The organism is Mesobacillus thioparans (assembly GCF_965138835.1).
GTDB lineage: Bacteria > Bacillota > Bacilli > Bacillales > Cytobacillaceae > Mesobacillus > Mesobacillus thioparans.
In genome coordinates this window covers 213,234-236,353 of sequence record NZ_CBCSFH010000003.1, presented here as the reverse complement: position 1 = coordinate 236,353, position 23,120 = coordinate 213,234, and the positions used below count along the sequence as shown (strand labels likewise).

23 protein-coding genes are annotated in these 23,120 nt (G+C 45.4%); 7 read left to right on the top strand and 16 right to left on the bottom strand.

Translation table 11 applies throughout. The features are described 5' to 3' along the window. The first annotated feature begins 17 nt into the window (after nt 1-17). The 3 genes from ybaK (at nt 18) to ACNAZ4_RS08255 (ending at nt 2,401) form a co-directional block, all read left to right on the top strand. The gene (gene ybaK, locus ACNAZ4_RS08265; RefSeq protein ID WP_415813753.1) at nt 18-494 is read left to right on the top strand and encodes a Cys-tRNA(Pro) deacylase; all 477 of its coding nucleotides are present in this window, start codon (nt 18-20) and stop codon (nt 492-494) included. A 186-nt stretch (nt 495-680) separates the two neighbouring features. Beyond that, complete coding sequence (locus ACNAZ4_RS08260; protein ID WP_415813752.1) at nt 681-1,778, top strand: PRK06851 family protein; 1,098 nt, start codon at nt 681-683, stop codon at nt 1,776-1,778. A gap of 152 nt (nt 1,779-1,930) precedes the next feature. Beyond that, a complete protein-coding gene (locus ACNAZ4_RS08255; protein ID WP_415813837.1) occupies nt 1,931-2,401 on the top strand; it encodes a collagen-like protein in 471 nt (156 codons plus the stop codon). A 336-nt stretch (nt 2,402-2,737) separates the two neighbouring features. Here the strand turns inward: ACNAZ4_RS08255 and ACNAZ4_RS08250 are convergent, their stop codons facing one another. After that, a complete protein-coding gene (locus ACNAZ4_RS08250) occupies nt 2,738-4,099 on the bottom strand; it encodes a YjiH family protein (protein WP_415813751.1) in 1,362 nt (453 codons plus the stop codon). A gap of 236 nt (nt 4,100-4,335) precedes the next feature. Here ACNAZ4_RS08250 and ACNAZ4_RS08245 point away from each other — a divergent pair, with 236 nt between their 5' ends. Then, nucleotides 4,336-4,584 carry a hypothetical protein gene (locus ACNAZ4_RS08245; RefSeq protein WP_415813750.1) on the top strand — a complete coding sequence of 83 codons (249 nt, stop codon included), beginning with the start codon at nt 4,336-4,338 and terminating at the stop codon, nt 4,582-4,584. Nucleotides 4,585-4,623: 39 nt separating this feature from the next. Here ACNAZ4_RS08245 and ACNAZ4_RS08240 read toward each other — a convergent pair whose 3' ends face one another. From ACNAZ4_RS08240 to ACNAZ4_RS08220, 5 genes are all read right to left on the bottom strand, one after another. Then, nucleotides 4,624-6,282: a glycoside hydrolase family 13 protein gene (locus ACNAZ4_RS08240; protein ID WP_415813749.1), complete on the bottom strand. Its 1,659-nt coding sequence runs from the start codon at nt 6,280-6,282 to the stop codon at nt 4,624-4,626. A gap of 76 nt (nt 6,283-6,358) precedes the next feature. Then, entirely contained in the window at nt 6,359-7,384 is a 1,026-nt protein-coding gene (locus ACNAZ4_RS08235) for a LacI family DNA-binding transcriptional regulator (protein ID WP_415813748.1), read from the bottom strand. Between the two features lie 24 nt (nt 7,385-7,408). Next, nucleotides 7,409-8,230 carry a carbohydrate ABC transporter permease gene (locus tag ACNAZ4_RS08230; protein WP_415813747.1) on the bottom strand — a complete coding sequence of 274 codons (822 nt, stop codon included), beginning with the start codon at nt 8,228-8,230 and terminating at the stop codon, nt 7,409-7,411. Then, nucleotides 8,230-9,090, bottom strand: coding sequence for a carbohydrate ABC transporter permease (locus tag ACNAZ4_RS08225; protein ID WP_415813745.1), 861 nt, complete (start codon nt 9,088-9,090; stop codon nt 8,230-8,232). The genes ACNAZ4_RS08230 and ACNAZ4_RS08225 overlap by 1 nt, the downstream gene beginning before the upstream one ends. A gap of 205 nt (nt 9,091-9,295) precedes the next feature. After that, nucleotides 9,296-10,600, bottom strand: coding sequence for an ABC transporter substrate-binding protein (locus tag ACNAZ4_RS08220; RefSeq protein WP_415813744.1), 1,305 nt, complete (start codon nt 10,598-10,600; stop codon nt 9,296-9,298). 411 nt (nt 10,601-11,011) lie between these two features. Between ACNAZ4_RS08220 and ACNAZ4_RS08215 the strand changes: the two genes are divergently transcribed. Beyond that, nucleotides 11,012-11,872, top strand: coding sequence for a Cof-type HAD-IIB family hydrolase (locus ACNAZ4_RS08215; protein ID WP_415813742.1), 861 nt, complete (start codon nt 11,012-11,014; stop codon nt 11,870-11,872). A 20-nt stretch (nt 11,873-11,892) separates the two neighbouring features. Next, nucleotides 11,893-12,990 (top strand): PQQ-dependent sugar dehydrogenase, encoded by a 1,098-nt coding sequence (locus ACNAZ4_RS08210; protein WP_415813741.1) that lies wholly within the window; start codon nt 11,893-11,895, stop codon nt 12,988-12,990. A 272-nt stretch (nt 12,991-13,262) separates the two neighbouring features. On the opposite strand, the gene ACNAZ4_RS08205 is transcribed toward ACNAZ4_RS08210, so the two are convergent. The 10 genes from ACNAZ4_RS08205 to ACNAZ4_RS08160 form a co-directional block, all read right to left on the bottom strand. Then, nucleotides 13,263-13,919: a TetR/AcrR family transcriptional regulator gene (locus ACNAZ4_RS08205; RefSeq protein WP_415813739.1), complete on the bottom strand. Its 657-nt coding sequence runs from the start codon at nt 13,917-13,919 to the stop codon at nt 13,263-13,265. Nucleotides 13,920-13,941: 22 nt separating this feature from the next. Further along, nucleotides 13,942-14,973 (bottom strand): ABC transporter permease, encoded by a 1,032-nt coding sequence (locus tag ACNAZ4_RS08200; RefSeq protein ID WP_415813738.1) that lies wholly within the window; start codon nt 14,971-14,973, stop codon nt 13,942-13,944. Beyond that, nucleotides 14,963-15,685 (bottom strand): ABC transporter ATP-binding protein, encoded by a 723-nt coding sequence (locus ACNAZ4_RS08195; protein WP_415813736.1) that lies wholly within the window; start codon nt 15,683-15,685, stop codon nt 14,963-14,965. The genes ACNAZ4_RS08200 and ACNAZ4_RS08195 overlap by 11 nt, the downstream gene beginning before the upstream one ends. 125 nt (nt 15,686-15,810) lie before the next feature. Then, nucleotides 15,811-16,710, bottom strand: coding sequence for a FixH family protein (locus ACNAZ4_RS08190; RefSeq protein ID WP_415813735.1), 900 nt, complete (start codon nt 16,708-16,710; stop codon nt 15,811-15,813). Next, nucleotides 16,707-17,381 carry an ABC transporter ATP-binding protein gene (locus tag ACNAZ4_RS08185; protein ID WP_415813734.1) on the bottom strand — a complete coding sequence of 225 codons (675 nt, stop codon included), beginning with the start codon at nt 17,379-17,381 and terminating at the stop codon, nt 16,707-16,709. Before ACNAZ4_RS08185 ends, ACNAZ4_RS08190 begins: the two co-directional genes overlap by 4 nt. Continuing rightward, nucleotides 17,378-18,175 (bottom strand): ABC transporter permease, encoded by a 798-nt coding sequence (locus ACNAZ4_RS08180; RefSeq protein ID WP_415813733.1) that lies wholly within the window; start codon nt 18,173-18,175, stop codon nt 17,378-17,380. The genes ACNAZ4_RS08185 and ACNAZ4_RS08180 overlap by 4 nt, the downstream gene beginning before the upstream one ends. Next, on the bottom strand, nt 18,139-19,467 hold the full coding sequence (nosD, locus tag ACNAZ4_RS08175) for a nitrous oxide reductase family maturation protein NosD (RefSeq protein WP_415813731.1): 1,329 nt from the start codon (nt 19,465-19,467) through the stop codon (nt 18,139-18,141). Before nosD ends, ACNAZ4_RS08180 begins: the two co-directional genes overlap by 37 nt. Nucleotides 19,468-19,469: 2 nt before the next feature. Continuing rightward, complete coding sequence (locus ACNAZ4_RS08170; protein ID WP_415813730.1) at nt 19,470-20,030, bottom strand: hypothetical protein; 561 nt, start codon at nt 20,028-20,030, stop codon at nt 19,470-19,472. A 90-nt stretch (nt 20,031-20,120) separates the two neighbouring features. Next, nucleotides 20,121-21,992, bottom strand: coding sequence for a Sec-dependent nitrous-oxide reductase (nosZ, locus tag ACNAZ4_RS08165; protein ID WP_415813836.1), 1,872 nt, complete (start codon nt 21,990-21,992; stop codon nt 20,121-20,123). A gap of 19 nt (nt 21,993-22,011) precedes the next feature. Then, complete coding sequence (locus tag ACNAZ4_RS08160; protein ID WP_415813729.1) at nt 22,012-22,467, bottom strand: cytochrome C; 456 nt, start codon at nt 22,465-22,467, stop codon at nt 22,012-22,014. A gap of 299 nt (nt 22,468-22,766) precedes the next feature. Here ACNAZ4_RS08160 and ACNAZ4_RS08155 point away from each other — a divergent pair, with 299 nt between their 5' ends. Next, a complete protein-coding gene (locus ACNAZ4_RS08155; protein WP_415813728.1) occupies nt 22,767-23,102 on the top strand; it encodes a hypothetical protein in 336 nt (111 codons plus the stop codon). Nucleotides 23,103-23,120 lie beyond the last annotated feature (18 nt).

The following is a 23,120-nucleotide window of genomic DNA, read 5'->3' as shown; positions in this document are numbered from 1 at the left end:
GTTTGGGAGGGACCAGGATGGCGAAGGTTAAAACGAATGCGATGCGGATCCTCGATACGCAAAAGGTGCCGTATGAGATCCTTACTTATGACGCGAATGACGGCAAGATAGACGGTGTTGCGGTTGCCGGCAAGATCGGCCGCGATGCCGCACAGGTCTACAAGACGCTTGTGGCAGTAGGGGCAAGCAAGAATTTATATGTCTTTGTCATTCCGGTTGAAGCGGAGCTGGATTTGAAAAAGGCGGCAAAGGCAGCTGGCGAGAAGAAGGTAGAAATGCTGCCGGTCAAGGATATCCAGAAATTCACCGGCTATATCCGCGGCGGCTGCTCACCAGTCGGCATGAAAAAGAACTATCCTACGTTTTTGGATGGGAGCGCACAGGAACTTGAGACCATCATCGTCAGTGCCGGGAAAATCGGCTTCCAGGTCGAGCTGGCACCGGAACAATTACTCAATGCTACAAGTGGTAGATATGAAAACTTGATAAAATAGAAGAATCACTTTAAACCTGTGCAACAGTCACTATAAATGATTGCTGCACAGGTTTTTTTGCATTAAGAAATAAAAGGACAGGTACAGTATCAATCTGGGCATTCACCCAGCGCCTATGCCCTGCATATAGTAAGGGGGAAGCAGAAACTTGCCGTTATGATCAACGGCTGGAGGGAGTGCGATTATATGACGGGAAAAATCCTCAATTTTTTTGCCGGCGGCAACACAGCACGGGGTTTTTACAGCTTGTATGACTCAAGCTTGCAAGGCTTGTCACGGTTGTTCATATTGAAGGGCGGTCCGGGAACAGGTAAGTCATCACTCATGAAAAAGATCGGGAGTGAATGGCAGGAAAAAGGATATGATGTTCAATTTCTGCATTGTTCCTCAGATAATAGATCGATTGATGGTGTACTGATTCCTGAACTGAACGCGGGAATTGTGGACGGCACAGCGCCTCATGTTATCGAGCCTAAGGCTCCCGGAGCGGTCGAGGAGTATATCAATCTTGGGGAAGCATGGAATTCCGGGAAGCTGCAGGAACATAAGCAGAAGATCCAGGAACTGTCTGGAAAAATCAGCGGAGCATTCAACCGTGCATACAGCCTTTTTGCTGAAGCGCTGAGAATCCATGATGAATGGGAAAAGATCTATATTGAAAATATGGACTTTGAAAAAGCGAATGTTCTGACAAACAGATTGATTAAAAATTTCTTTGGCGACACGAGGTCAGCAACGGGAAGTGGGCGGGTATATGACCGGTTCCTTGGCGCAGCCACACCTGTTGGCGCAGTCGATTTTGTCCCGAACCTGACAGAAACAGTCGGTAAAAGGTATTTCATCAAAGGCCGTCCCGGATCTGGAAAGTCGACGATGCTGAAAAAATTGGCTGCAGAAGCACAATCCCGGGGATACGATGTAGAAGTTTACCACTGCGGATTCGATCCCCACAGCCTTGATATGGTGATTGTCCGCGAGCTCGATTTTGCGATTTTTGACAGCACGGCACCGCATGAATATTTCCCGGAAAGAGAAACGGATGAAATCATCGATATGTACGAAGAACTTATCGCTCCGGGAACCGATGAGAAGTACGCCGCAGAAATCAAGGATGTCGGCGGAAGATATAAAGACAAAATGAACGAAGCAATCGCCTCACTGGCCTATGCAAAAGAACTTCGCGACCAACTCGAAAGTATCTATATCGGAGCCATGGACTTTGCAAAGGTGGACGAAATCACCGGCCAGATCAAAAAAGAATTTGAAAACCTTAGTGCAAATTAGCACCAAACTGGGCGTTTCGCATAGTTTACATGGAATACATCAAGAGAGGGGATATGAGTTTGAATAACAACAACTTCTACCCATACGGACCGAGTCAACATTATGAAGATGATTATGACTGTTATGAAAATGAGTACGACCAGAATGTGGATATGAGGACATTCGGCGGGTTCCCAGGCAGCCCAGGAGGATTTCCGGGTGGACCAGGAGGGTTTCCTGGAGGTCCCGGGGGATTTCCAGGCAGCCCAGGAGGATTTCCGGGTGGACCTGGTGGGTTTCCAGGCAGCCCAGGCGGATTCCCTGGAGGACCAGGTGGATTCCCAGGCAGTCCCGGTGGAGTTCCCGGCGGCACACCAGGAGGAGGCCAGGCAGGAGGGCCGCCATCGTCCCCGCCGCCAGCCTTCGTGCCGCAGGAACAGGCAACAGCCTTTGCAGTTGACCCAGGCGGAATCCGCCGATGCATGTTCCGATTCACTTATATTTGGCTGATTGATGGCAGAAGCTTCTGGTTCTATCCAGTCTTCCTCGGCCGCAATTCAGTTGCCGGCTGGAGATGGAGCCGCCGCCGCGGATGGGTCTACTTCGGCATAAACCTGAGACAGATCAGGTCATTTCAGTGTTAGATAAGAAGAAGTGAAAAGAGAAGCGAATCGCTTCTCTTTTTACTTTGTTGCTTTCACAAGGCTGTTTAAAGATTGTTGTTAAAATCTTAAAGCCTTTTTTTAGTGATAATAGCCATTGTGTATGTCGTTACTAAGTTTGCAAGCTCTTTTCACATAATAGTCGTGAATTGTGTGGACGATCTTAGGTAATTCAATCCATATTGTAGCGAATATCAAAAAAGTTTGAGAAAAGAGCCTTCACAAAAGTAAAAACCGGCTGGAATCGCACCAACCGGTTTTCAAAGGCTATTTTATTTTACTTTACGTTCATTCGATGATTATTTGTTACTAATCGTTTTAAAAAAGCATATGCGCAACCAATACGATGATTGGCAATGTTACAATCGTACGCTGGAGGAAAATGATGAACAGTTCCCCGAAGCTTACGGGAATTTTTGATCCTAGCAATAATCCGCCGACCTCTGACATGTAGATAAGCTGGGTTACGGATACAGCGGCAACGATGAACCTTGTCATCGGGCTGGCGATATCGGCACCGATAACCGAAGGGAGGAACATGTCTGCAAAGCCGACGATCAGTGTCTCGGATGCAGCTTTTGCCTCAGGGACCTGCATCAGTTCAAGCAGCGGGATGAACGGCATACCAAGCCATTGGAATACTGGTGTGTATTCCGCGACAATCAGCGCTAATGTTCCAAGCGCCATGACGATCGGCGCAACACCCATCCACATATCGAGGATATTGCGGATGCCGGCAAGGAAGAAATCCTTGAAGCTTTTATTAGTGCTTGCTTTTTCGACTGCCTGTGCCATCCCCCAGGAGAATGGTGTGTAGCCATCTGGAATGTTTTCCTCAGAGTAATCATTGTTCTGCTCCACGAAATACGTATCCTTTTTCCTTGATAGCGGCGGGATTCTCGGGAGCAGGATCGCAGCAACGACGCCAGCACCCGTCACCGTAAGATAGAAGGGGACGAACATGTGAGCCAGATTGACCTGGGAAATGACAACCAGGCTGAACGTGATCGAAACAACCGAGAAGGTCGTCCCGATGACAGCTGCTTCTCTTCTTGTATAATAGCCTTCTTCATACTGCTTGCTTGTCAGCAGGACACCGATCGTGCCGTCACCAAGCCATGAAGTCAGACAGTCAATCGAAGAGCGGCCAGGCAATTTGAAAATCGGACGCATCACTTTTGTCAGCAATGTTCCAAATAACTCGAGCAAACCGAAGTTCAGGAGCAACGGAAGGAACAAGCCCGCAAACAGGAAGACAGCGAACAGGATTGGTAAAAGGTCATTGAGCAGCAGTCCGCCTGTGTTCGGCGACCAAACGGCTTCAGGTCCTAATTTGAATAACGTCATGATGGCGAAAATCGCGCCCAAGATGCGCGCACCAAGCCAGATTGTCGGTACATCGAATAACGCTTTAAGAAAATGATTGCGATTCAATATTTCTGGTCTTAGTGTTTTAATCAATAAAGTCCCAATCAAAGTCAGAACGATGATCACTGTCATGATCGCCGGCAGCGTGCCGCCAAGCAAGTCCTGGACCCAGCCTGACAATACCGCGATTGGAATCGTGATTTCTCCTTTATAGGAAATCGGGACCATGAAAAAGAATATTCCTATTAAAGAGGGGATGATGAATGCTAATAAATCCCCTGTTGATCTCGTTTTACGCAATGGTTTTTCCAAAATTCATTCACCCTTAATACATATTTATAAGCCAAAAATCATTTTAATGCATTACTCCTGATTTGCCAACACTTTTATCAGTCCAGTTCCTTCCTGTGTTATATTCTCCTAAAGCTAGCAAGCTAAACTGCAAACAGGCATCTATTTAGTCAAATTCAATATTTACAGGAGGAATCCTTCTCTGAACGAGGAATTTTTAATAGGACTATTATCTTATTTTCATAGGAGAAGAACGAATGAATGTAATACTGGAAAACGTAAATCCAGAACAAAAACACGTATTAAGGAACCTGCACTCTTTGTATCTTCACGATTTATCAACCTATACAAATGGACTTACGATAAGCGAAGATGGCAGTTTTGAATTTGATTCGTTTTCGTTCATTTGGGAAAAAGTTTATCTGCAGCCGGGGATTCATATAGAAGAGCATGTGAAAATGCAGGATCGGGAAGAGGTTATTTATCAAACGTTTTTAATGGTATAAAGCAAAGGGAGTGCCTCCAATAGGGCACTCCCTTTCTCATTATTTAATATAAACCCGTGTTTCAAAAGGCTTGAGCGTAAATTCTGCCGCAGGTCTATGCTCTTCCACTTGATAATTATTGAGCACAAGCTTACTTGTCTCAAACTGAAAGCCTTCGAATGCAAAGCTTGCCGGCTCAGCAGACAGGTTCGAGATGACAATCGCCTGCTCGTCGTCCAGTGTGCGCGTATATGCATACACCTGCTCATGAGCTTCCTGCACCAAATCATATGTGCCGTAATTGAACACTTCATGGGTTTTCTTCATCTGAATCATTTTCTTGTAAAAATGAAGGATGGAGTCCTGGTCCTTGAGCTGTGCTTCGACATTGACCTCTGTGTAATTCGGGTTCATGCCAAGCCATGGATTTCCAGTTGTGAACCCGGCATTTTCGGCATCTGACCATTGCATAGGTGTCCGTGAATTGTCACGGCTTGTTGCCCAGATAAAGTCCATGATTTCTTCATGTGGCACACCGTTTTCACGTCGGATGTTGTAAAGGTTCTTGATGGCGACATCATCATAATCTTCAATTGACGGGAACTGGACATTCGTCATGCCAATTTCCTGTCCCTGATAGATGAATGGAGTTCCCTGCATCAGGAAGTACATTGCCGCAAGCGCTGTCGCACTTTCGCGCCAGTACTCTTTGTCATCTCCCCAGGTTGAAACGATTCGCGCCTTATCATGGTTTTCGATGAATAACGCATTCCAGCCATGGCCTTCAAGGCCTTTTTGCCAGCGGGTAAAAGTATTCTTCAATTTTGCCAGATCGAGTGCTTTCTTTTCAGAGTCCCACAGGTCAAGGTGTTCAAATTGGAAGACCATATTGAACTTGCCCTGTTCCTCGCCGACCCAGAGATCCGCTTCCTCGATGCTGACGCCATTTGCTTCGCCAACGGTCATGATGTCGTATTTAGAGAAGGTCTCCTGTTTCAGCTCCTCAAGGAAAGTCTGGATTCCGTCGACATTCATATGCTTATCAAAGGATGACACATACTGAAGCCCTTCAGGATTTGGCATATCCTTCAGGCCTTCTTCCTTTTTGATATGGCTGATCGCGTCCACACGGAAACCATCGATTCCCTTATCAAGCCACCAGTTGATCATGTCGTACAATGCCGTGCGAACTTCTTTGTTTTCCCAGTTCAGGTCAGGCTGTTTGCGGGAGAAGATGTGCAGGAAGTACTGGTCTGTCGCCTCATCATACTCCCATGCAGAGCCGCCAAAAATGCTCTCCCAGTTGTTCGGCTCAGCGCCATCCTTGCCGTCGCGCCAGATATACCAGTCGCGCTTCGGGCTGTCCTTGGATTCGCGGGACTCGATGAACCATTGATGCTCATCGCTCGAGTGGTTGATGACAAGATCGATGATCAGCTTCATGCCGCGCTTGTGCGTCTCGGCAAGCAGTTGGTCAAAATCCTCCATCGTCCCGAACTCATCCATGATATCCTGATAATCACTGATATCATACCCATTATCGTCATTAGGGGACTTATACATCGGGCAAATCCAGATGACATCGATTCCTAAATCCTTCAAGTAATCAAGCTTTGAAATCATTCCTTGCAAATCACCGATGCCGTCGCCGTTGGAATCCATGAAACTCCTCGGATATACCTGATAGGCAACAGCCTCTTTCCACCATGTATGTTTCAAATGTGAACCCTCATTTCTTTGTTTGATCCTGATGTAACCTGTCATTTCATATTAATCATTCTGCACTGTCTGGAACTTACTTATTTATCGCACTGCAAGATTTTCGCTCAATTATTTTTGCCGGTATTGTGATTCGCTTCGGCAAAGAGTCCGGATTTTTGATGAGATCGATTAAACAGTTAGCCGCTTCGAATCCCAGCTGGAAAATATCGATATTGACCGAGGTCAGCTGAGGCTTCATATGCTCTGCCAGCGGTACATCATTGAAGCTGACAATCGAAATATCATCCGGCACCGTAATATTTAATTCCTCCGAGTAACTCATCAGCTCGATCGCTGTAAAATCATCCGCTACTACCAGGGCAGTAGGGGGCTCATGAGAGGATAGGAACGACTGGATGCCTTCCTTTCCCCCGGATTTCAAGCATTGTTCATGGATGATATATTCCTGATCAAAAGGTATTCCAGCTTCCTCATGGGCCTGTTTGAAGCCTTCGAGCCGGTCAATCGTGAAAACATATTCAGTATTGACACCGATAAACGCAATTCTTTTATGGCCAAGGCTGATCAGATAGTCTGTCACTTGCCTGGTGATATAGATATTATCATTGTCGACATAGGTAATCCGCTCGGCGTTCTTGCTCGGCCGGCCGATGACAGTAAAAGGGAATTTTTGTTTCAGCAGATAGTTCATGATCTTGTCGTCTGTCTTTGAGTACAGAAGGATGATTCCGTCAACCCGTCGACCCTGGACCATCGAAACAACCTGCTCGTAAATTTCCTCATCTGTAATGCCGGTTGTTAAATATACCCCGAATTGGTGTTCATGGGCTTTCATGCTGATTCCTCTGATGACTTCAGGGAAAAAGGGATTCTGCAATGCCTGGGTGGCCGAATTAGGCATGACGATCCCGATCGTTTCTGTACTTTTTCCAACGAGACTGCGTGCCTGGTAATTAGGATGATACCCCAGTTCATCCATCACTTTACGCACACGTTTCTTCGTTTCGTCATTGATGTGAGGATGGTCCCCGATTACCCGGGAAACGGTGGAAGGTGACACACCGGCTGCCCTGGCTACATCTTTGATTGTGACTGCCATTGGTCGTCTCTCCTATAGTATCGATTATTTTACCGAACCTTCTGAAACTCCCTTGATGATCTGCTTTTGCAGGAAGAAGTAAATGATGATGACCGGGATGATCGCGATCGTCAATCCTGCCAGCGCCAGATGCCATTGCTTCGTATATTCACCAAAGAAGAAGAACATCTTAAGCGGTATTGTTTCCATTCCCTGCTGGTTGATGACAAGAGAAGGGAGCAGGTAGTCGTTCCAGATCCAGATGATGTTCAAAATTGCCACAGTGACCGAAACGGGCTTCAACATCGGGAAAATGATATACCAGAAAATCTGGAACCGGTTCGCGCCGTCGATTGTCGCCGCTTCATCGAGTGATTTTGAAATACCGCTCAATGTTCCATGATAAAGGAAGATCGACAGGCTCGCGCCAAAACCAAGGTACATGAAAACCAGTCCAGCTCTGTTCAGCATCTCAAGCTTTCCGAAAATGGATACAAGCGGGATCATAACTGATTGAAATGGAATCAGCATCGCTGCAACGAACAGCATGAAGATGATTCCGCTTGTTTTTCCGCCTCGTCTTGACAGTGCATACGCAGCCATCGAGGAGAAAATGATGATCACGGCAACTGCAAGCACGGTAATCAGCAAAGAGTTGAAGAATGTTTTGATAAAATCAAGGCGCTCAAATGCGACCGTATAGTTATCGAATGTAAAAACGTCCGGAAGCTTCAAAGTATCTTCGAACATTTCACGCTTTGTTTTAAAAGAGTTAACGATCATCAAATAAAACGGGGATAGCCAGATCAGTGCAAGGATGATGCCGAGAATTTCCAGAAGGATTCTGCTTTGCTTCTTCTTTTTCATTACATCTCGACCTCCCGTTTCTTATTGATATACACCTGTGTCAACGAAATGGCAGCGACGATCAGGAAGAAGATGACCGCTTTTGCCTGTGCGAAAGCCATCGCGTTTTCGACGAATGCCGTCTTGAAAATTTCCATCGCGACCATCTGGGTGGAGTTGTAAGGGCCTCCGCCAGTTAGCGACAGGTTCTGGTCATAAAGCTTGAAAGAGTTGGACAGTGTCAGGAACAAGCTGACCGTGAATGCTGGCATGACCAGCGGGAACGTGACATGGTAAAAGCGCTGGAAGCTGTTCGCTCCGTCAATTTCAGCCGCTTCAAGCAATTCCTGCGGCACCCCTTCAAGGAAGGAGATATAGATGACCATGATGTAACCAGCCATTTGCCAGCTCATCAAAATTGCCATTGCCCAGAAACCTGTTGTCTCAGTCGACAGCCACCCCTGGAGGCCTTCCACGCCGATCAGCTCACCAATGCTGGCGAAAACCTTCGTGAAAATGAACTGCCAGATGAAACCTAAAATCAAGCCGCCGATCAGATTCGGCATGAAGAAAATCGTTCTCAGGATATTGTTCGTCCTGAATTTCTGTGTGACCAGCAAAGCCAGGGAGAGGCCAAAAAAGTTGATCAGGAACACAGAAACGACAGTGAATTTTGTAGTGAACCACAGGGCATTCCTAAATTCTTCTTCAGCCCAAAGTGCTTTATAGTGTTCAAGACCTACAAAAGATGGGGTCTTAATCCCATTCCAGTCTGTAAATGAATAATAAACGCCGTAAGCTAGCGGCAGAAGAACCACCACAGCCAGGGCAAGCAAAGCTGGTGCAAGGAAAAGCCAGTACCAAAGATTCCGGTTGCGCATCTGTAAATCCTCCTATTCTTAATGGTGTAATAATCTAGTTAAATAAAAGGTGCTCACTAGCGCTGCAGAAGAATTATGAAAAAACCGGCAGCGGGGCTTTTTCATAATTCCGCCTGATTCAGCGATGGAGCAAGCGCCTCTTTAGAAAAAAGATAGGAAACAAAACAGCCGCGGCCGTTCTGTTTCCTTCTCTGGTGAAAAGCTATTATTTACGAGCGTCTGCCCATGCTTTGGAAGACTCTTTTACAAGTTCATCCCAGCTCATTTCGCCGCTTACGTACTTCTGGATGTTGACACCAAGCTTTTCTTGCCCCCAGCCAGTTGGGTAACCCATGAAAGTCCAAGCCAAAGTCTTGCCAGCTGAAGAGTATTCATAGATTTCTTTTGCAAGAGGGTCAGAGATCTTGCCAGCGTCATATCCTTCGTAGGCAGGAATGAATTTGAAGTCTTCGATGACGGCAGTCTTGCCTTCTTCAGAAGTATATAACCAGTCTAGGAATTCCTTAGCTGCTGCTACTTCTTTGTCATCCTTGTTGCTGTTTACAGCCCAGTACATTGGTACACCTACAGGGATTGAATCTTCTTTGTAGCCTTCAACAGGGATCGGAAGGATGCCAACGCCGCTGTTAGCAAGCTCTTCGTCGATTCCAGCGATTGAACCAGATACCCAGTTACCTTGCTGGATGATCGCTGCTTTGCCAGTAGAGAATAGCTCTTCAACCTGCTTCGCATAGTCAAGGCTTACAGTAGGCTGGTCAGAGTATTTGTTTTGCAGGTCAAGAATCTTCTTGAACGCATCGCCATGCTTGAAAGTAACTTCCTTAGCTTCGAATGCATTGATTACGTTCTGGTCAAATTCAGGTGCAAGGAATACGTTTGAAAGGTGAAGTCCTGTTACCCAAGTTTCTTTAGCAGGAAGAGCGAATACAGATGTAAGGCCAAGGTCTTTCTTCTTGCTGTCAAGTGTCTTAACTGCTTCTTCTAGAGCGCTGTAGCTAGTGATGCTCTTAGGATCGATCCCTGCTTTTTCAAAAATGCTTTTATTATAGATGAAGCCATATCCTTCCTGGTTGTATGGAAGTCCAAGAACTTTGTCGTCTTTCGTTACGCCTTCAAGAGTTCCGCTTAGGGCAGCTTTTGCTGCTTTTGTATCAGAAAGGTCTGCAAGCTTCTCTTTCCAGTCCTCAACATCCTGCGGTCCGCCGACGTTGTAAATTGCAGGTTCATTGCCTGAAGCGAACTTGGATTTAAGTGCTGCACCGTAATCTTCGCCGCCGCCCACAGTTGTGATGTTGATGTCTACATCCTTATGTGCATCTTCATAAGCTTTTGCTAGGTCTTCGAACTGATCCTTGAATTCTACCTTGAATTGGAAAATGTCAACGGTAACTTGATCGCCGCCGCCATCTCCTGATTTTTTCGCGTCATCGTCGGATGAACATCCTGCCAGACCGCCGCCAACTAGAAGCCCAAGAGAAAGAACTGCTGGAAATAGCTTTTTTGCTTTCATTGCTGAGATACCCCCAAATTTTTTGTTTTTTTGGCATGCAATCACATGCGTTTCCGAAAGCGTTTGCATATTTTGCGTAGATTCAGAGAAGATATTGAATATATACAACACTTTTAAAACGCTTACATATGAAGGGCGGAAATCCTGTATATGTTGATATAACAGGACTCTTTGAGGAAAATGCAATAATGCTATCCTTATATGCAAACGATTGCAGCTTGTGGCTACATAATAGCATATGATTTTCAACATGACAATATGAAAGTTTCAGAGAATTTTAGCTTGCAAAAAAGTTAGATTCCCTAGGCTAAAACCACAGCGTGATGTATATACACGTATTATTTGCTTGTGACGGGTTTGAAGGTCTATCATGGATGATAATACTGAAAAATAACTGCAGAAGGTGAAGACATGATTAAGTGCATAGCAACAGATATGGATGGAACATTATTGACGGCGACACAGGAGATTACACCTGAAAACCGCGAAGCGATTTTAAAGGCGAAGGAGCAGGGGGTTGAAGTAGTGGTAGCAACCGGGCGCTCTTACCAGGAAGCAAGATTCGTGGTGGAGGAAGCCGGACTTAAGCTGCCGATGATCTGTGTGAATGGTGCTGAAATCCGCTCGGTAGCGGGCGAAGTTGTGGCCTCCAATCCGCTGGACAAGGCTAAGGCCCGCCAGGCTGCACTGCGTCTTGTGGAAAATGGTGTCTACTTCGAGATGTATACAAATCAAGGCACATTCACAGAAGACGAAGATAAAGCAATTTCGATCATCGTGGATATTTTTTCAACAGCCAATCCAGAAGTGCCAATCGAGCAGATTGCCGCGGCAGCTGAGGAAAGGGTACATAAAGGACTGATTACGAAGATTGATCAGTATGACCATTTATTCGAGGACGATCAATATGAAATCTACAAGCTTTTGGCCTTTTCGCTCGATGATGCCAAACTTGGTGCTGCCAGGTCTGGTTTGAAGGAAATCGCCGGGTTGGCAGTGAGTTCATCCGGACGGGAAAATATCGAGATCACAAGCCTTGACGCCCAAAAAGGCATCGCCCTGGAAAAATTCGTTCAATCAAGGGGGATCAGCCTCGAAGAAACGATGGCCCTCGGAGATAATTTCAATGATGTGTCGATGCTTGAAAAAGTCGGGAAGCCAGTCGCGATGGGCAACGCAGCTGAAGAAATCAAAGTCCTGTGCGGCGAAGTGACCATGACAAATGAAGAGAGCGGTGTAGGAAAGGCGATTATGAAGGTGTTGGCAGACTGATTTAAGAAAGGACTGGTGACATGAAAAGAATCTTGTATGTGCTGCTGGCGATGCTGATGGTTTTATCAGGATGTACTGGCAGTGATGAAGAAACAAAACCTGCCGGTGAAGAGATTGAAAACCAAGGTGACGAGGAAGCTGTTGCCCGGGTTGGCGAGCTTGAGGTTGTGGCAGAAAATCTGCAAGTGCCGTGGTCGATCAACAAAATCAATGACACATTTTACTTAAGTGAGCGTCCCGGTTCGATTGTGAAAATCGATAGCGGCGGCACGACAAGGCAAAAGGTTTCTTTGAAAAAAGGATTGTCCCAGGCCGCTGAAGCCGGATTGCTTGGCTTCGTGATCGCACCCGACTTCGAGCAATCCAACAAGGCATTTGCCTACTACACATACGAGAATGACACCGGCCAGTACAATCGGATTGTCGAACTGACTTTGAAAAATGATGAATGGAACGAAGGCAGGCTGCTGCTGGATCAAATCCCGAGCGGACGCTTCCATCATGGCGGCAGGCTGAAAATCGGCAGTGACGGAAAATTATATGCCACAACAGGTGATGCCGCAACAAAGCCGGAAATTGCCCAGGATTTATCCTCGCTTGGCGGAAAAATCCTGCGGATGAACCTTGATGGAACTGTTCCCGCAGATAATCCATTCGAAGATTCATATGTATACAGCTACGGCCACCGCAATCCGCAAGGCATCGCCTGGTCAGAGGATGGAACGATGTATGCCAGCGAGCACGGGCCATCCGCCCACGATGAAATCAATCAGATAGAAGCAGGGAAAAACTACGGCTGGCCGGAGATCACCGGCGATAAAACAAACCAGGGCATGGAAACACCGATTTTCCAGTCCAGCAGCGATACATGGGCACCATCAGGCATGGCGGCACATGAAGGCAAGCTATATGTTGCAACATTAAGAGGCAATGCACTCCGCGAATTCGATCCAGCTGCAAAAACGACGAAAGAAGTCGTCAAAGGAGTTGGCCGGATCCGCGATGTGTTGGCGGATGGGGAGTATCTTTATTTCGTCAGCAATAATACAGACGGCCGCGGCAACCCGAGTGAGGGTGATGACAAGCTCTATCGCGTGAAAATCGTTGAATTGCCGTAAAAATAGGGGAGCAGGACGCTATACAGGTGTCTAGCTTCCTATTTTTATGGCTCGAAATTAATTTATTGGCGAAAATCGAGTTTTATTGGCGGAGTTCGCAATTTTATTGGCGAAAAAAATCTATTATTGGCGATTTTCATTGGTTTATTGGCGAAAATCAAAATATATTGGCGAACTGGAAATTCCCCGTGATTTTTTCCAATTCAAAAAACTGCACCTCCATTGTTAGACAAAAAACTAACAATGGAGGTGCAGTTCAACCCGCGCCGGGTTTAATTCCCGCTGTTCGGTCCCGCCAATCCATGCATGATGAATTGGATCGTCCGTTCTGTTTCTGCTTCATCATCCCACTCTGCTTCGGGCAGGATCATATAGCGTGCGATCAAATATCCGAAGATGGAGGAAAACACCATCCTGAACACGCTGTAGGCAGGAATTTCGATGATTTGGCCTTTTGCCTGATAATACTCTACGAGCTTTATGAACCGTTCGTAGATCTGCAATCCGATGTGCTCCTTGAAAAGCTCCTTCAATTCTGGATGGAACGGGATTTCCTGCACCAGTATTTTCACAGTGGGCAGGTTCTTGATCAAGAAATCCCGGCGGTTTTCCAGCATCGCCTTAAGGAAGTCTTCAACATGCTCATAGTCCTGGTCCAGGACTTTCTTTAAATCTTTTATGATAAAAGGGGCCACGAACTTTGCCATCACTGGGGCGACAATCGCGAGCAGCAAATCCTTTTTCGTCTTATAATGCCTGAAAATCGTTCCTTCCGCTACGCCTGCCTTTTTAGCAATCTCACTAGTTGATGTAGCGGAAAAGCCTTTTTCTGAGAAGGACTCAATCGCGGAGATGATGATTTTCTTCTGCTTATCCGTTAGTTCTTCTCCGTCCATCAACTCATCAATCTTAAATTCATGATCTGTCATTGGTAACTCCTTTCGCCACGTTTCAGACGGCACGGTGCTTCCGCAGTGCTAAAATATTCAGGAACATGAATAAGGCGGAAAAACCGGCAAGCATCAATAGATTACCGTAAATGGCATCCCAGCCATATCCTCTAACCATAATATCACGCAAAGCTTCTGCAGCATAATACAGTGGCGTGATCGGTCCGAGCCAGCTCAGCCAATCGGAGATCGTCTCAAGATTGATCAGGCCGGAGAAGAAAAACTGCGGCACGATGATGATCGGGATGAACTGGATCATCTGAAACTCGTTGTTCGCGAATGCCGACAACAGTGTCCCGAGTGTCAAAGCCGTCATGGACAGCATCAGCGTAATCAGCAGTACATAGATAAACGAACCTTCCATCAGCATGCCGAGGATATAGATTGCATACCAGGCGATCAAGGTAGCCTGCAAAAGGGTGAACAGGCCGAATCCAAGTATATAGCCGACAACAATTTCCCACTTCCTCAACGGACTTGCCAGCAATTTTTCAAGCGTGCCGCTCGTTCTCTCCCGCAAAAATGAAATCCCGGAAATGATGAACACAAAGAAGAAAGCGAAGAATCCAAGCAATACAGGCCCAAAATAATCAAATTGACCCATATCCTCGGAGCCGTGAAGGTATTCAGCTCTCAATTCAGGACTCCCTTGTGAAGGCATCAGCTGTTTTGACGCCTGCTGGAACCACTTCATAAAAGCGCCATTAACAGAAGGATCGCTTCCTTCAAGCACAATTTTATCCACCATTGGACCTTCAAATACGACATATCCATCAAGAGAATGGTCGAGGGCAGCTTCCTTCGCATTTTTTACAGATTCATATTCTGTCATTTTAACATCCTCTAAATCCAGTTTGTTGATGACTGCGTCAGGGGCATTGACGAAACCGATCTTCGGTATATAATTTTCTCCATTAAAGACAAGGTGGAGCATTGTCAAGATCAAGAGAGGAGCAACGAGCATCATCGCAAGCGTCCTTTTGTCCCTCAGAAATTGCCGGATGATCCGGATTGCCAGAGCTCTAATTCGCATGCTGGACACCTCCGTATGCTAAAAATGCTTCTTCGACGCTGGCTGTACCGGTCTTTTCCTTTAACTCGACAGGGGTGCCGACGGCAATCAGCCTTCCGTCACGAATCAGCCCCAGCCTGTCGCACTTCTCTGCTTCATCCATGACATGTGTTGTAACAATCAGCGTCTTGCCGCTATTTTTCAAATCATAGAATCCTGACCAAATGCTCTGACGGAGAACAGGGTCGATCCCGACGGTCGGCTCATCGAGGATCAGCAGCTCAGGCTCATGCAGCAATGCTGCCGCAAGTGATAAGCGCCGCTTCATGCCTCCAGAATAATTGGTTACCAGTTTGTTAAGATGCTGCGAAAGATCCACCAGCTCCATCACTTCCAGGATGCGTTTTTTTCGCTGCGATCCTTTCAAACCGAATAGGGAAGCGAAGAATTCAAGGTTTTCCCTGGCGGACAGTTCGGTATAGAGCGCATCGGATTGCGCCATGTAGCCGATTCTTTCAATCAATGCCAATGACGGCATTTTTTCACCAAAAAGATAGTTCTCACCCTCGCTTGGTGTCTCTAGTCCGACGAGCTGCCTGACAAGAGTGGTTTTTCCTGCACCCGAGGGACCGAGCAGGCCGAAAATCTCGCCACTTTCAATTTCTAAATTGATGTTATTCAAAACATTATGCTTTCCGTAGCGTTTGCTTACGTTGCGTATAGAAACGATCATTGAGTCTTCACCTTCCTTTTTGAAGTGAGTAATCACTCATTAAAAGTGTAACAAATCAATGTGGTTTTGTATAGTGAGTAATCACTCACATTTTTCGACACAAAAAACCCTCTTATAAGAGGGCTTTACATAATCTTTATTTGAAGGGAATTCACCTGGCTTACCAGCAGTTCTTCGTATTCTTTTTCAGCGGTAAATTGGATTTCCTGATCTTCGGCCTTTGGATTTTCTTTTTTCACTTTTTCGATTAGATCGTTCTGAACCTTCTGGGTGAGGACAATCCGGGCATATTGCTCCTGCTGTATGCTCCAGAATCTTTCTTCACCAAAGTCGGCAATCAGCTTTTGGGCTACTTCCGAAGTATTATACTGGTTTCGGACGTTTTCAATCGCGGCATTTACTTCCTGTTCAGTTGCCTTATGTCCTTTCTCAGTGCCCAGCATTGCCATGGCCCTTAGCCGGATGATCTGTGTTAACAGCTGATTCCTGTCCTGGTTCAGTTTTTCCTGATTGTCCCAGTAGGTAAGTGCTTCATCTAGCTTTTCGCCATCGTACTTCTTTCGGTCGGTTTCGCGGTTGATTTCAATATGAAGCTTATTAATAAACTGGTAAAATTGAAGGTCTTCGTCTGTGATCCATTGACCGTTTATAGAAGCAACTCCTTCAGCCTTTTTGACCTTCAGGTTCATCACTTTTTCTTGTCTCAGTCCATCCTTCTCCAGATAAAAAGCTGCTTCCCATTCTCCGGCCATTGAAAAATTGGCACTTCCAACATAAACGCCATCTGGTCCTTCTTTTAGTTCGACATTGATCGCTCCGTGATCCATACTTGACATCGCTAATTCCACGTCAATCTTGAGGCCTTTTACAGCCTTGCCGTTTTCGGTGACTTCGATTTCAAATTCGGATTCATCACCATTTGCAAACACTGGTTCATTGGTGATATCCACCTTCCATTCCGGTTCCTGATTGCAGCCAGCCAGCAGGATTGTTATCAACAAAAACAAAGATGCTACTTTTTTCATTTTTCCGCTCCTCCTAAATCCTGAGTCTTTAAAAAATCGTCAACTGTGTATTTTTTCATTTTTCCATTCTCTAAAAAAGCTACATGGGTACAAATTTTCTTGATTTCATCCAGGTGATGGGAAGAGAGGAGGATGGTTTTATCCGTCAAAGATTGCAGGACTTCTAAAATCTCCTTCCGTCCCATTGGGTCGATTCCGCTTGTCGGTTCGTCAAGGATCAGGATATTGGCATCCTGGTACAGTGTGATGGCGAGCCCAAGTCGTTGGAGCATCCCCTTCGAATACCCTTTAACGGCACGGTTGCGGTCTTCCCATAGTCCGACTGAAGTCAAAACTTGCTCTATTTTTACCGGGTCTGTCTTTCCTGTGCCGGCTTGGGCAAAAAACGTGATATTTTCGTAACCTGTCAGAGCAGGGTAAAGCATGAATTTTTCCGGAAGATAGGCAATCTCATTTTTCCAGCGTTTAGTTTTTTTTCGGGACTTTCCATTTACAAGGATTTCACCTTTGCTGATTTGTATGAGTCCCAGCAAACTATTGATAAAGGTCGATTTCCCTGCACCGTTTCTGCCAACCAGCGCACATACCTCATTTTTTTCAATTGATAGGCTGATATCATTCAAGATTTCTTTATTGCCATAGGACTGTGTTAAACCTGAGACATTGATCATTCCAAACCCTCCTTGCGATGAAGCAATACAGAACCAAGAATTGAAGCAGCCATCCAGAATAATAGGCTGGCTGTAAGGAATACACCAGGCTGCAGCCACATGAACGATTTTAAAAGATGGGACATATGCCCGAATGAGTAGATGCCCAAGCCTGTTTCAAGGTACATCCTTACTGCCTGGATCGGGTTTAAAAAGTATGCGATTGAGTAGAGTTGTACATTTTCATGTGTTACATCCTGAATGATCGAAAGCAGGGCAAAGTCATGCAAGAAAAAGAAGTAAAACCAGATGACGACCGCCAGTCCAGCCATTTGCATCCTGGACTGGCTGATGCTGCCAATAAAAGCGCCTATTTGCACAAAAACCAGCATCAAAGCCGAGATGGACAGGATAAAGACAAAATATGTTCCAGGGTCAGTTTTGAAATAAACTTTTAAAGGAACGAGGTAGATGAAGAACCAGATCATTAACGGACTCAAAAGGACTGCGTGCATCCCTATGCTCTTTTTAATGAGAAAGGTCATAAAACTTTCCTGCCTCGTCAAAAGCATGACCAGTGTTTTTTGCTCTTTTTCCTGGAAGATGGAGAATGCCCCCATGAACAGGCATAGAATCGGGATAAAATAAATCAGTGTATCGAACAGGTTGATCAGCAGGATGTAAAATCCCTGATCATAGGAAAAAGCGGACGATCTCACAAGTAAAAGAACAGAGACCAGCATGACAGTGCCGATTGCGAGCCATAGCCCTTTTCCTCTTATATTTTCCTTCCATTCCTTCCAAATAAAATACATAGCAGTTTTCTCCTTTTTGCGAAGATTGCCGTCACACCAACGGCTATGGCAATAGCGACAGGCAATTTTTGTTTTCGGCTGCCAGCGAGTGGATCAGGATCCTCAAACATGACTTTCTCGTGATCCAGCAGTTCGTTCATTTTTTCATAGATTTTAATGGCTGGGCTTTTTAAAAAAAGATAGACAAGTTCTTGGTCCTCAATCAGTTCATAGAGCGAGGATTTATAGACTGCCGGGCTGTCACCAATCCCATTTTGGTCAAGATCCAGCAGTGGAAAGGACCTGCCCCAATCATTGCCAATTCCATCCAGGCTCCACTCATTCCTGCCAGTACCGCCCAGCGTTACAGCCGGTATCGTATTTTCTTCAATTAAGTTCTCGGTAAAAACCTGTTCGTTCGAACTTGCCCATAGCTCGATTCCAATCTGGTTCTGGGAGATTGTGTTCGATCGGATCAAGTTGTCGGTAGATTGATCTATATATAACCCTCTCTGATTCATATAGAAAGTATTGTTCTCAATGTTATTTTCGTTTGCTGACAAAACCAGCAATCCAAAAGAGCGGTGTCCATAATTAAAGATGAATTGATTATCTTCCAATTTCAGTTGATTGGAGTGCATGATGGCTGCTCCGCCTGTATTAAAGGTGAATATGTTGTTTTTGAATTCGTTGCGGTCTGAGTACATATAATGCAGACCGTAACGTGTTTTTGTTATTTCATTGCCTAATGCCTTGTTATCATTTGCATAATCGAAGAACATGCCATCTCTTGTGCCTTCGATATAGTTGTTTTTTAATAGGTTTCCATTTGAATAATAAACATGCAGCCCATTTCCCTGGGCAGCGATTTCACCTTTTCCAAGTCCGGTTATCCGGACGTCTTCAATCGTATTATTGTGCGCTTTGCTTAAATAAACTCCATGAAAGGATTGTTCAATCGTGATATTTCTTATGGCATTTCCATCTGTATAGATTTTAATCGCCGCATATTCTTCAGGGCTGTTGCGGTCCATCCCGCTTTTTCTGACCTCGAGGCCTGTTACGGTGACGCCTGGGGCACGGACGGAAATGACATTGCCTTTGCCATCTCCTTCAATGACAGTCCCTTTTTTTCCCATTAGGGTGAGCGGCTTATCGATTACGATATTGCCGGTATACGTCTTATTCTCAAGCTTAATCACAGCGCCGTCCTTGGCTGAATCAATGACGGCCTGCAGGTTTTCTGCTGCCGCTCCCTTTTCCGGAAAAATAATCACGGAAAGGAGCAAGAGCAGCCAAAGGATTTTTTTCATGATCAACGATCCTTCCAAAGGGGGATGAGAATCAGGATGAATGCTGCTATTACTAAAAAAGAACCCATGCCAAGATAGCTGTTTGTTATGAAGTTCGCGAGTGTGTTCTCACCAATAATCGGCGGAACAAATGGGTCAACTTTAATCGGTGCGGTTGGGCTGAGATCTGTTCCAAAGTCATGAAGCCAGCGGCGCAAGTCCCAGACGCCAAGCAGTCCGCCGATAGAAAAAATTCCGATCAGGGCATAAAGTGCCTTTTTGCTTCTCAGCAGGGCCGTGATGAGTGTTAATGCAGCCAAACCGCCAATCAGATATTTTAGGTAGCCGAGTTCAGGGAAGTTCTCCTCACTGAAGCCTTTCATGCCAATATAGTGGTTCAGTCCATTGACGATGTCGATTTCACCTTGCAGTTTATCTGGATAGACGATGATGTTTAATCCTTCTGGATATTGGGGAGCGAAAAATTCCATTCCCCACCATGGGAAAAATAATGAAGCGCCGATCAATGCAGCTGCTGCAGCAATCAATCCGGAGGAAAGGGTGGAGAGTTTTTTTCCGGCCAAGGGAATCACACCTTTCTATTTAATAGATTTAAAATATGTGAGGGTATCAACATTAGAGGCTGATACCCTTCACATGTTTTTGCGCAGGAATTATGGTTTTACAAGGAAGTAACCCGTCATTTCCTGATGCAGAGCTGAGCAGAAGTTTGTGCAATAAATCGGGAAGGTTCCTGCTTTATCGGCTGTGAATTCCACCGTATTCGTCTGTCCCGGCTGTACTTCAATATTCAAATCATAGCCATTGATGGCAAATCCGTGGGTGATGTCCTGGTCAAAGTCAATGTTTGTCAGGTGAATAAACACCTTATCTCCTTTTTTGACCTCAATCTGGTCAGGTCTTTCGGCTTTGGCATCAAAAATGAATTTTGAGCGCATGGCAATTCCGTATACATGGACTTCGTTGCCTTTCCGTTCGATTCGTGTTTCTTCCTGCTTATAAACAGCATCAGGATTCTTTTCGTCCTTAGGGTAGACGGTGATGGTCTTGATTTTATCTGCTTTGATCATTTGAGCGTAGTGCGGCTCTGGGTTTACCGGAGCAGACTGGATGATCTCCATCTTGTCTCCGCGCAGGTCGATCAGCTGCATGGATTCAGGATGGGAAGGGCCAACAGATAGGTAGCTGTCTTTGGCAATTTTATTTAAGGCGATGATGTACTTTCCATCAGGTGCGACGGTATCTCCTTCAGCGGCAACAGAATGTCCAGGAGAGTACTGTACAGGAACGCGATCCAGTGTTTCACCTGTCTTTGGATCCCATTTCACGATTTCAGATGAAATGAACATGGTTGTGTAAGCCATGCCTTTATCATCAAATTGTGTATGAAGAGGTCCTAGCGCATTTTCAGGGTTAACTTCTCTTTCCATCACAGATTCATACTTAATGATTGGAATACCATTTCGTTCTCCTGCGAAATCTTTACTTTCGATCGCTTTGAATGCTTTTTCAAAAGAGAAAACGGTCATCGATGGTGCTAATTTACCGGAGGCAATAAAGTGCTTGCCATCAGGAGTCACATCGACACCGTGCGGCGATTTTGCTACCGGAACCAGGTACATGCCGCCCTTATGTTTTTCAGGGAAAATCATTTTCTGGCCGGTCACTTCATCATATTTTCCATCCTTGACCATTTGCTCGAGCTCTTTCCAGTTGAACAGGACGATGAAGTCGCGGTCTGCCTGGGAAGCGTTAATCTCCAGGTTCGTCGTTGCTTCTTCTGTATTATAGGTGGTCATGACTGCCCAATCCTTGGACATCTTTTTCCCGGCATCAGATAAATCATAGGACCATGGCGGAAGAGCAACCTGGTAGGCAATATTCAATTTTTCATTTTTCTCATCAAAGGTGACTGCGGACATGACGCCGCGGTACTTTTCACTATAATCATCTAATGGTGCGTACTCTTTGCCAATCGGAACGGCGAAACGGGTTGGCAAGAACATGTATTCAGTGTTTTCTGTAACGAAGGCTGCGCAGTGCGGGCCGCTCGTATTTGGTACTTCGATGATATCTTTGACGGTGAACGTTTCAAGATTCATAACTGCTGCACGGCTGTTGCCTACATCCGTCGCAAACATGTATTTTCCATCATAATCGCCATTTGTTTCAGAAAAGGCCGGGTGATGAAGATCGCCCCATGAAAAGCCGCCCAGCATTTTTTTTGAATGATTATCAAAGCCGTAGCCTGTTGCTGAATCCGGGCTGAACACCGGCACTGTCCTGATATGTCTCATGGATGGAACGCCATAAATGAACATTTGGCCAGAGTGGCCGCCAGACGCGAACAGGTAGTACTCATCCTTTTCGCCAAAAGGCACATATACTTTTTCGGCATTCGTCTTGTTTTTGCTGCTATTTGCGATTGCTTCACTTGGATTTCCAGGAGAAAAATCAGCGAAGAAAACAGTCGCGGCCAGCAGACCGGTAGCAAGTCCCGAGGCAATTGGTATCCATTTTTTCATCAACCTTGCACCACCCTTTTTATTTTTTTGAAGCTTCCTCTAATAGTTTTACTACTTCTGCGATCTCTTGTTCTGTTAGTGGATTTCCACTAATAACACCTGACATCACTGCTGATGTCGGTTCCTTTAAGAACTGGTCAACCGGTTTACCGTGCTTTCCTTCAACATTTTCGAATGCCTTGGACAAATCCGGGCCAGTTGCACCGCCTTTCAGATTCAGGGAAGAAACGGAATGGCAGCCAAGGCAGCCCTTGGATTTTAAGATGTTTTCGTCAGCAGAAACGGTTTCAGCAACTGGCTTGTCATCCTTCTTCTCTTGTTTGTTGTCAGCCGCTGGCTTAGTATCCTCTTGTCCTTTGGCAGCGGTCTCATTGGTGGCGGTTTCATTACTGCCGCCAATAACAGCGAATGCAACATAACCGATTCCCAGGCCAAGCAGGGCACTTATGACAAAACTGATTAAAGCTTTTTGCATGGACTTCATAACCCCCTTCATTTAATGAATTCACTAACATCGTACATGGGGAGGAGGGGTGAAAAGTGTGATGCAGTTCACATTAAAAGTGGGGAATTGTGAAAGGAATATGAACAGGATGTGTCCATTTTATGAAGTGATAAAAAGCGGACGAGGCCTTTAAAATTTTTGCTGAGCCTGAAATACCGAAGAGAAGGGGATGAAAAATAAGTGAAAAAAAGGGTTTTTCAGAGGTTTGCGGAATTACTTTTATAGTGCATTGCCTGGCAACTCTAATCCATAAAGCAGGAAGTGATCGTTTGCTAAAAAAGAAAAAGTGGCTGATCCTTACGCTGGCTCCACTCCTACTAATCGCCGGTCTTTTTATCTACGATGCAAACTTAGACGTTTATACGACTAAGGCTGCCGGAACCCTCGTCTATAAAAATAATGAATATTACACAGGTTATGACACCTATAAAAAATACTATTTGAACGGCGAAAGAAAGTTTGAAATCGACAAATTGATAGGTAAGACAGATAGCAGCAAGTTTATAGGGTTTAAGGAGTCTGTGTGGAGCATCAAGGGTGAACCAGAGAATGAAGTGGTGTTCGTAAAAGGATTGATGATCGAAGGGGTATATGAAAAGAAATGAAAAAATCCACCTGCAACA

Bases quoted from the DNA above. Each gene is read 5' to 3' on its own strand.
- ybaK (WP_415813753.1), top strand. From the start codon at position 18: ATGGCGAAGGTTAAAACGAATGCGATGCGGATCCTCGATACGCAAAAG.
- ACNAZ4_RS08260 (WP_415813752.1), top strand. From the start codon at position 681: ATGACGGGAAAAATCCTCAATTTTTTTGCCGGCGGCAACACAGCACGG.
- ACNAZ4_RS08255 (WP_415813837.1), top strand. From the start codon at position 1,931: ATGAGGACATTCGGCGGGTTCCCAGGCAGCCCAGGAGGATTTCCGGGT.
- ACNAZ4_RS08245 (WP_415813750.1), top strand. From the start codon at position 4,336: ATGAATGTAATACTGGAAAACGTAAATCCAGAACAAAAACACGTATTA.
- ACNAZ4_RS08235 (WP_415813748.1), bottom strand. From the start codon at position 7,384: ATGGCAGTCACAATCAAAGATGTAGCCAGGGCAGCCGGTGTGTCACCT.
- ACNAZ4_RS08230 (WP_415813747.1), bottom strand. From the start codon at position 8,230: ATGAAAAAGAAGAAGCAAAGCAGAATCCTTCTGGAAATTCTCGGCATC.
- ACNAZ4_RS08225 (WP_415813745.1), bottom strand. From the start codon at position 9,090: ATGCGCAACCGGAATCTTTGGTACTGGCTTTTCCTTGCACCAGCTTTG.
- ACNAZ4_RS08220 (WP_415813744.1), bottom strand. From the start codon at position 10,600: ATGAAAGCAAAAAAGCTATTTCCAGCAGTTCTTTCTCTTGGGCTTCTA.
- ACNAZ4_RS08215 (WP_415813742.1), top strand. From the start codon at position 11,012: ATGATTAAGTGCATAGCAACAGATATGGATGGAACATTATTGACGGCG.
- ACNAZ4_RS08210 (WP_415813741.1), top strand. From the start codon at position 11,893: ATGAAAAGAATCTTGTATGTGCTGCTGGCGATGCTGATGGTTTTATCA.
- ACNAZ4_RS08205 (WP_415813739.1), bottom strand. From the start codon at position 13,919: ATGACAGATCATGAATTTAAGATTGATGAGTTGATGGACGGAGAAGAA.
- ACNAZ4_RS08200 (WP_415813738.1), bottom strand. From the start codon at position 14,973: ATGCGAATTAGAGCTCTGGCAATCCGGATCATCCGGCAATTTCTGAGG.
- ACNAZ4_RS08195 (WP_415813736.1), bottom strand. From the start codon at position 15,685: ATGATCGTTTCTATACGCAACGTAAGCAAACGCTACGGAAAGCATAAT.
- ACNAZ4_RS08190 (WP_415813735.1), bottom strand. From the start codon at position 16,710: ATGAAAAAAGTAGCATCTTTGTTTTTGTTGATAACAATCCTGCTGGCT.
- ACNAZ4_RS08185 (WP_415813734.1), bottom strand. From the start codon at position 17,381: ATGATCAATGTCTCAGGTTTAACACAGTCCTATGGCAATAAAGAAATC.
- ACNAZ4_RS08180 (WP_415813733.1), bottom strand. From the start codon at position 18,175: ATGTATTTTATTTGGAAGGAATGGAAGGAAAATATAAGAGGAAAAGGG.
- nosD (WP_415813731.1), bottom strand. From the start codon at position 19,467: ATGAAAAAAATCCTTTGGCTGCTCTTGCTCCTTTCCGTGATTATTTTT.
- nosZ (WP_415813836.1), bottom strand. From the start codon at position 21,992: ATGAAAAAATGGATACCAATTGCCTCGGGACTTGCTACCGGTCTGCTG.
- ACNAZ4_RS08160 (WP_415813729.1), bottom strand. From the start codon at position 22,467: ATGCAAAAAGCTTTAATCAGTTTTGTCATAAGTGCCCTGCTTGGCCTG.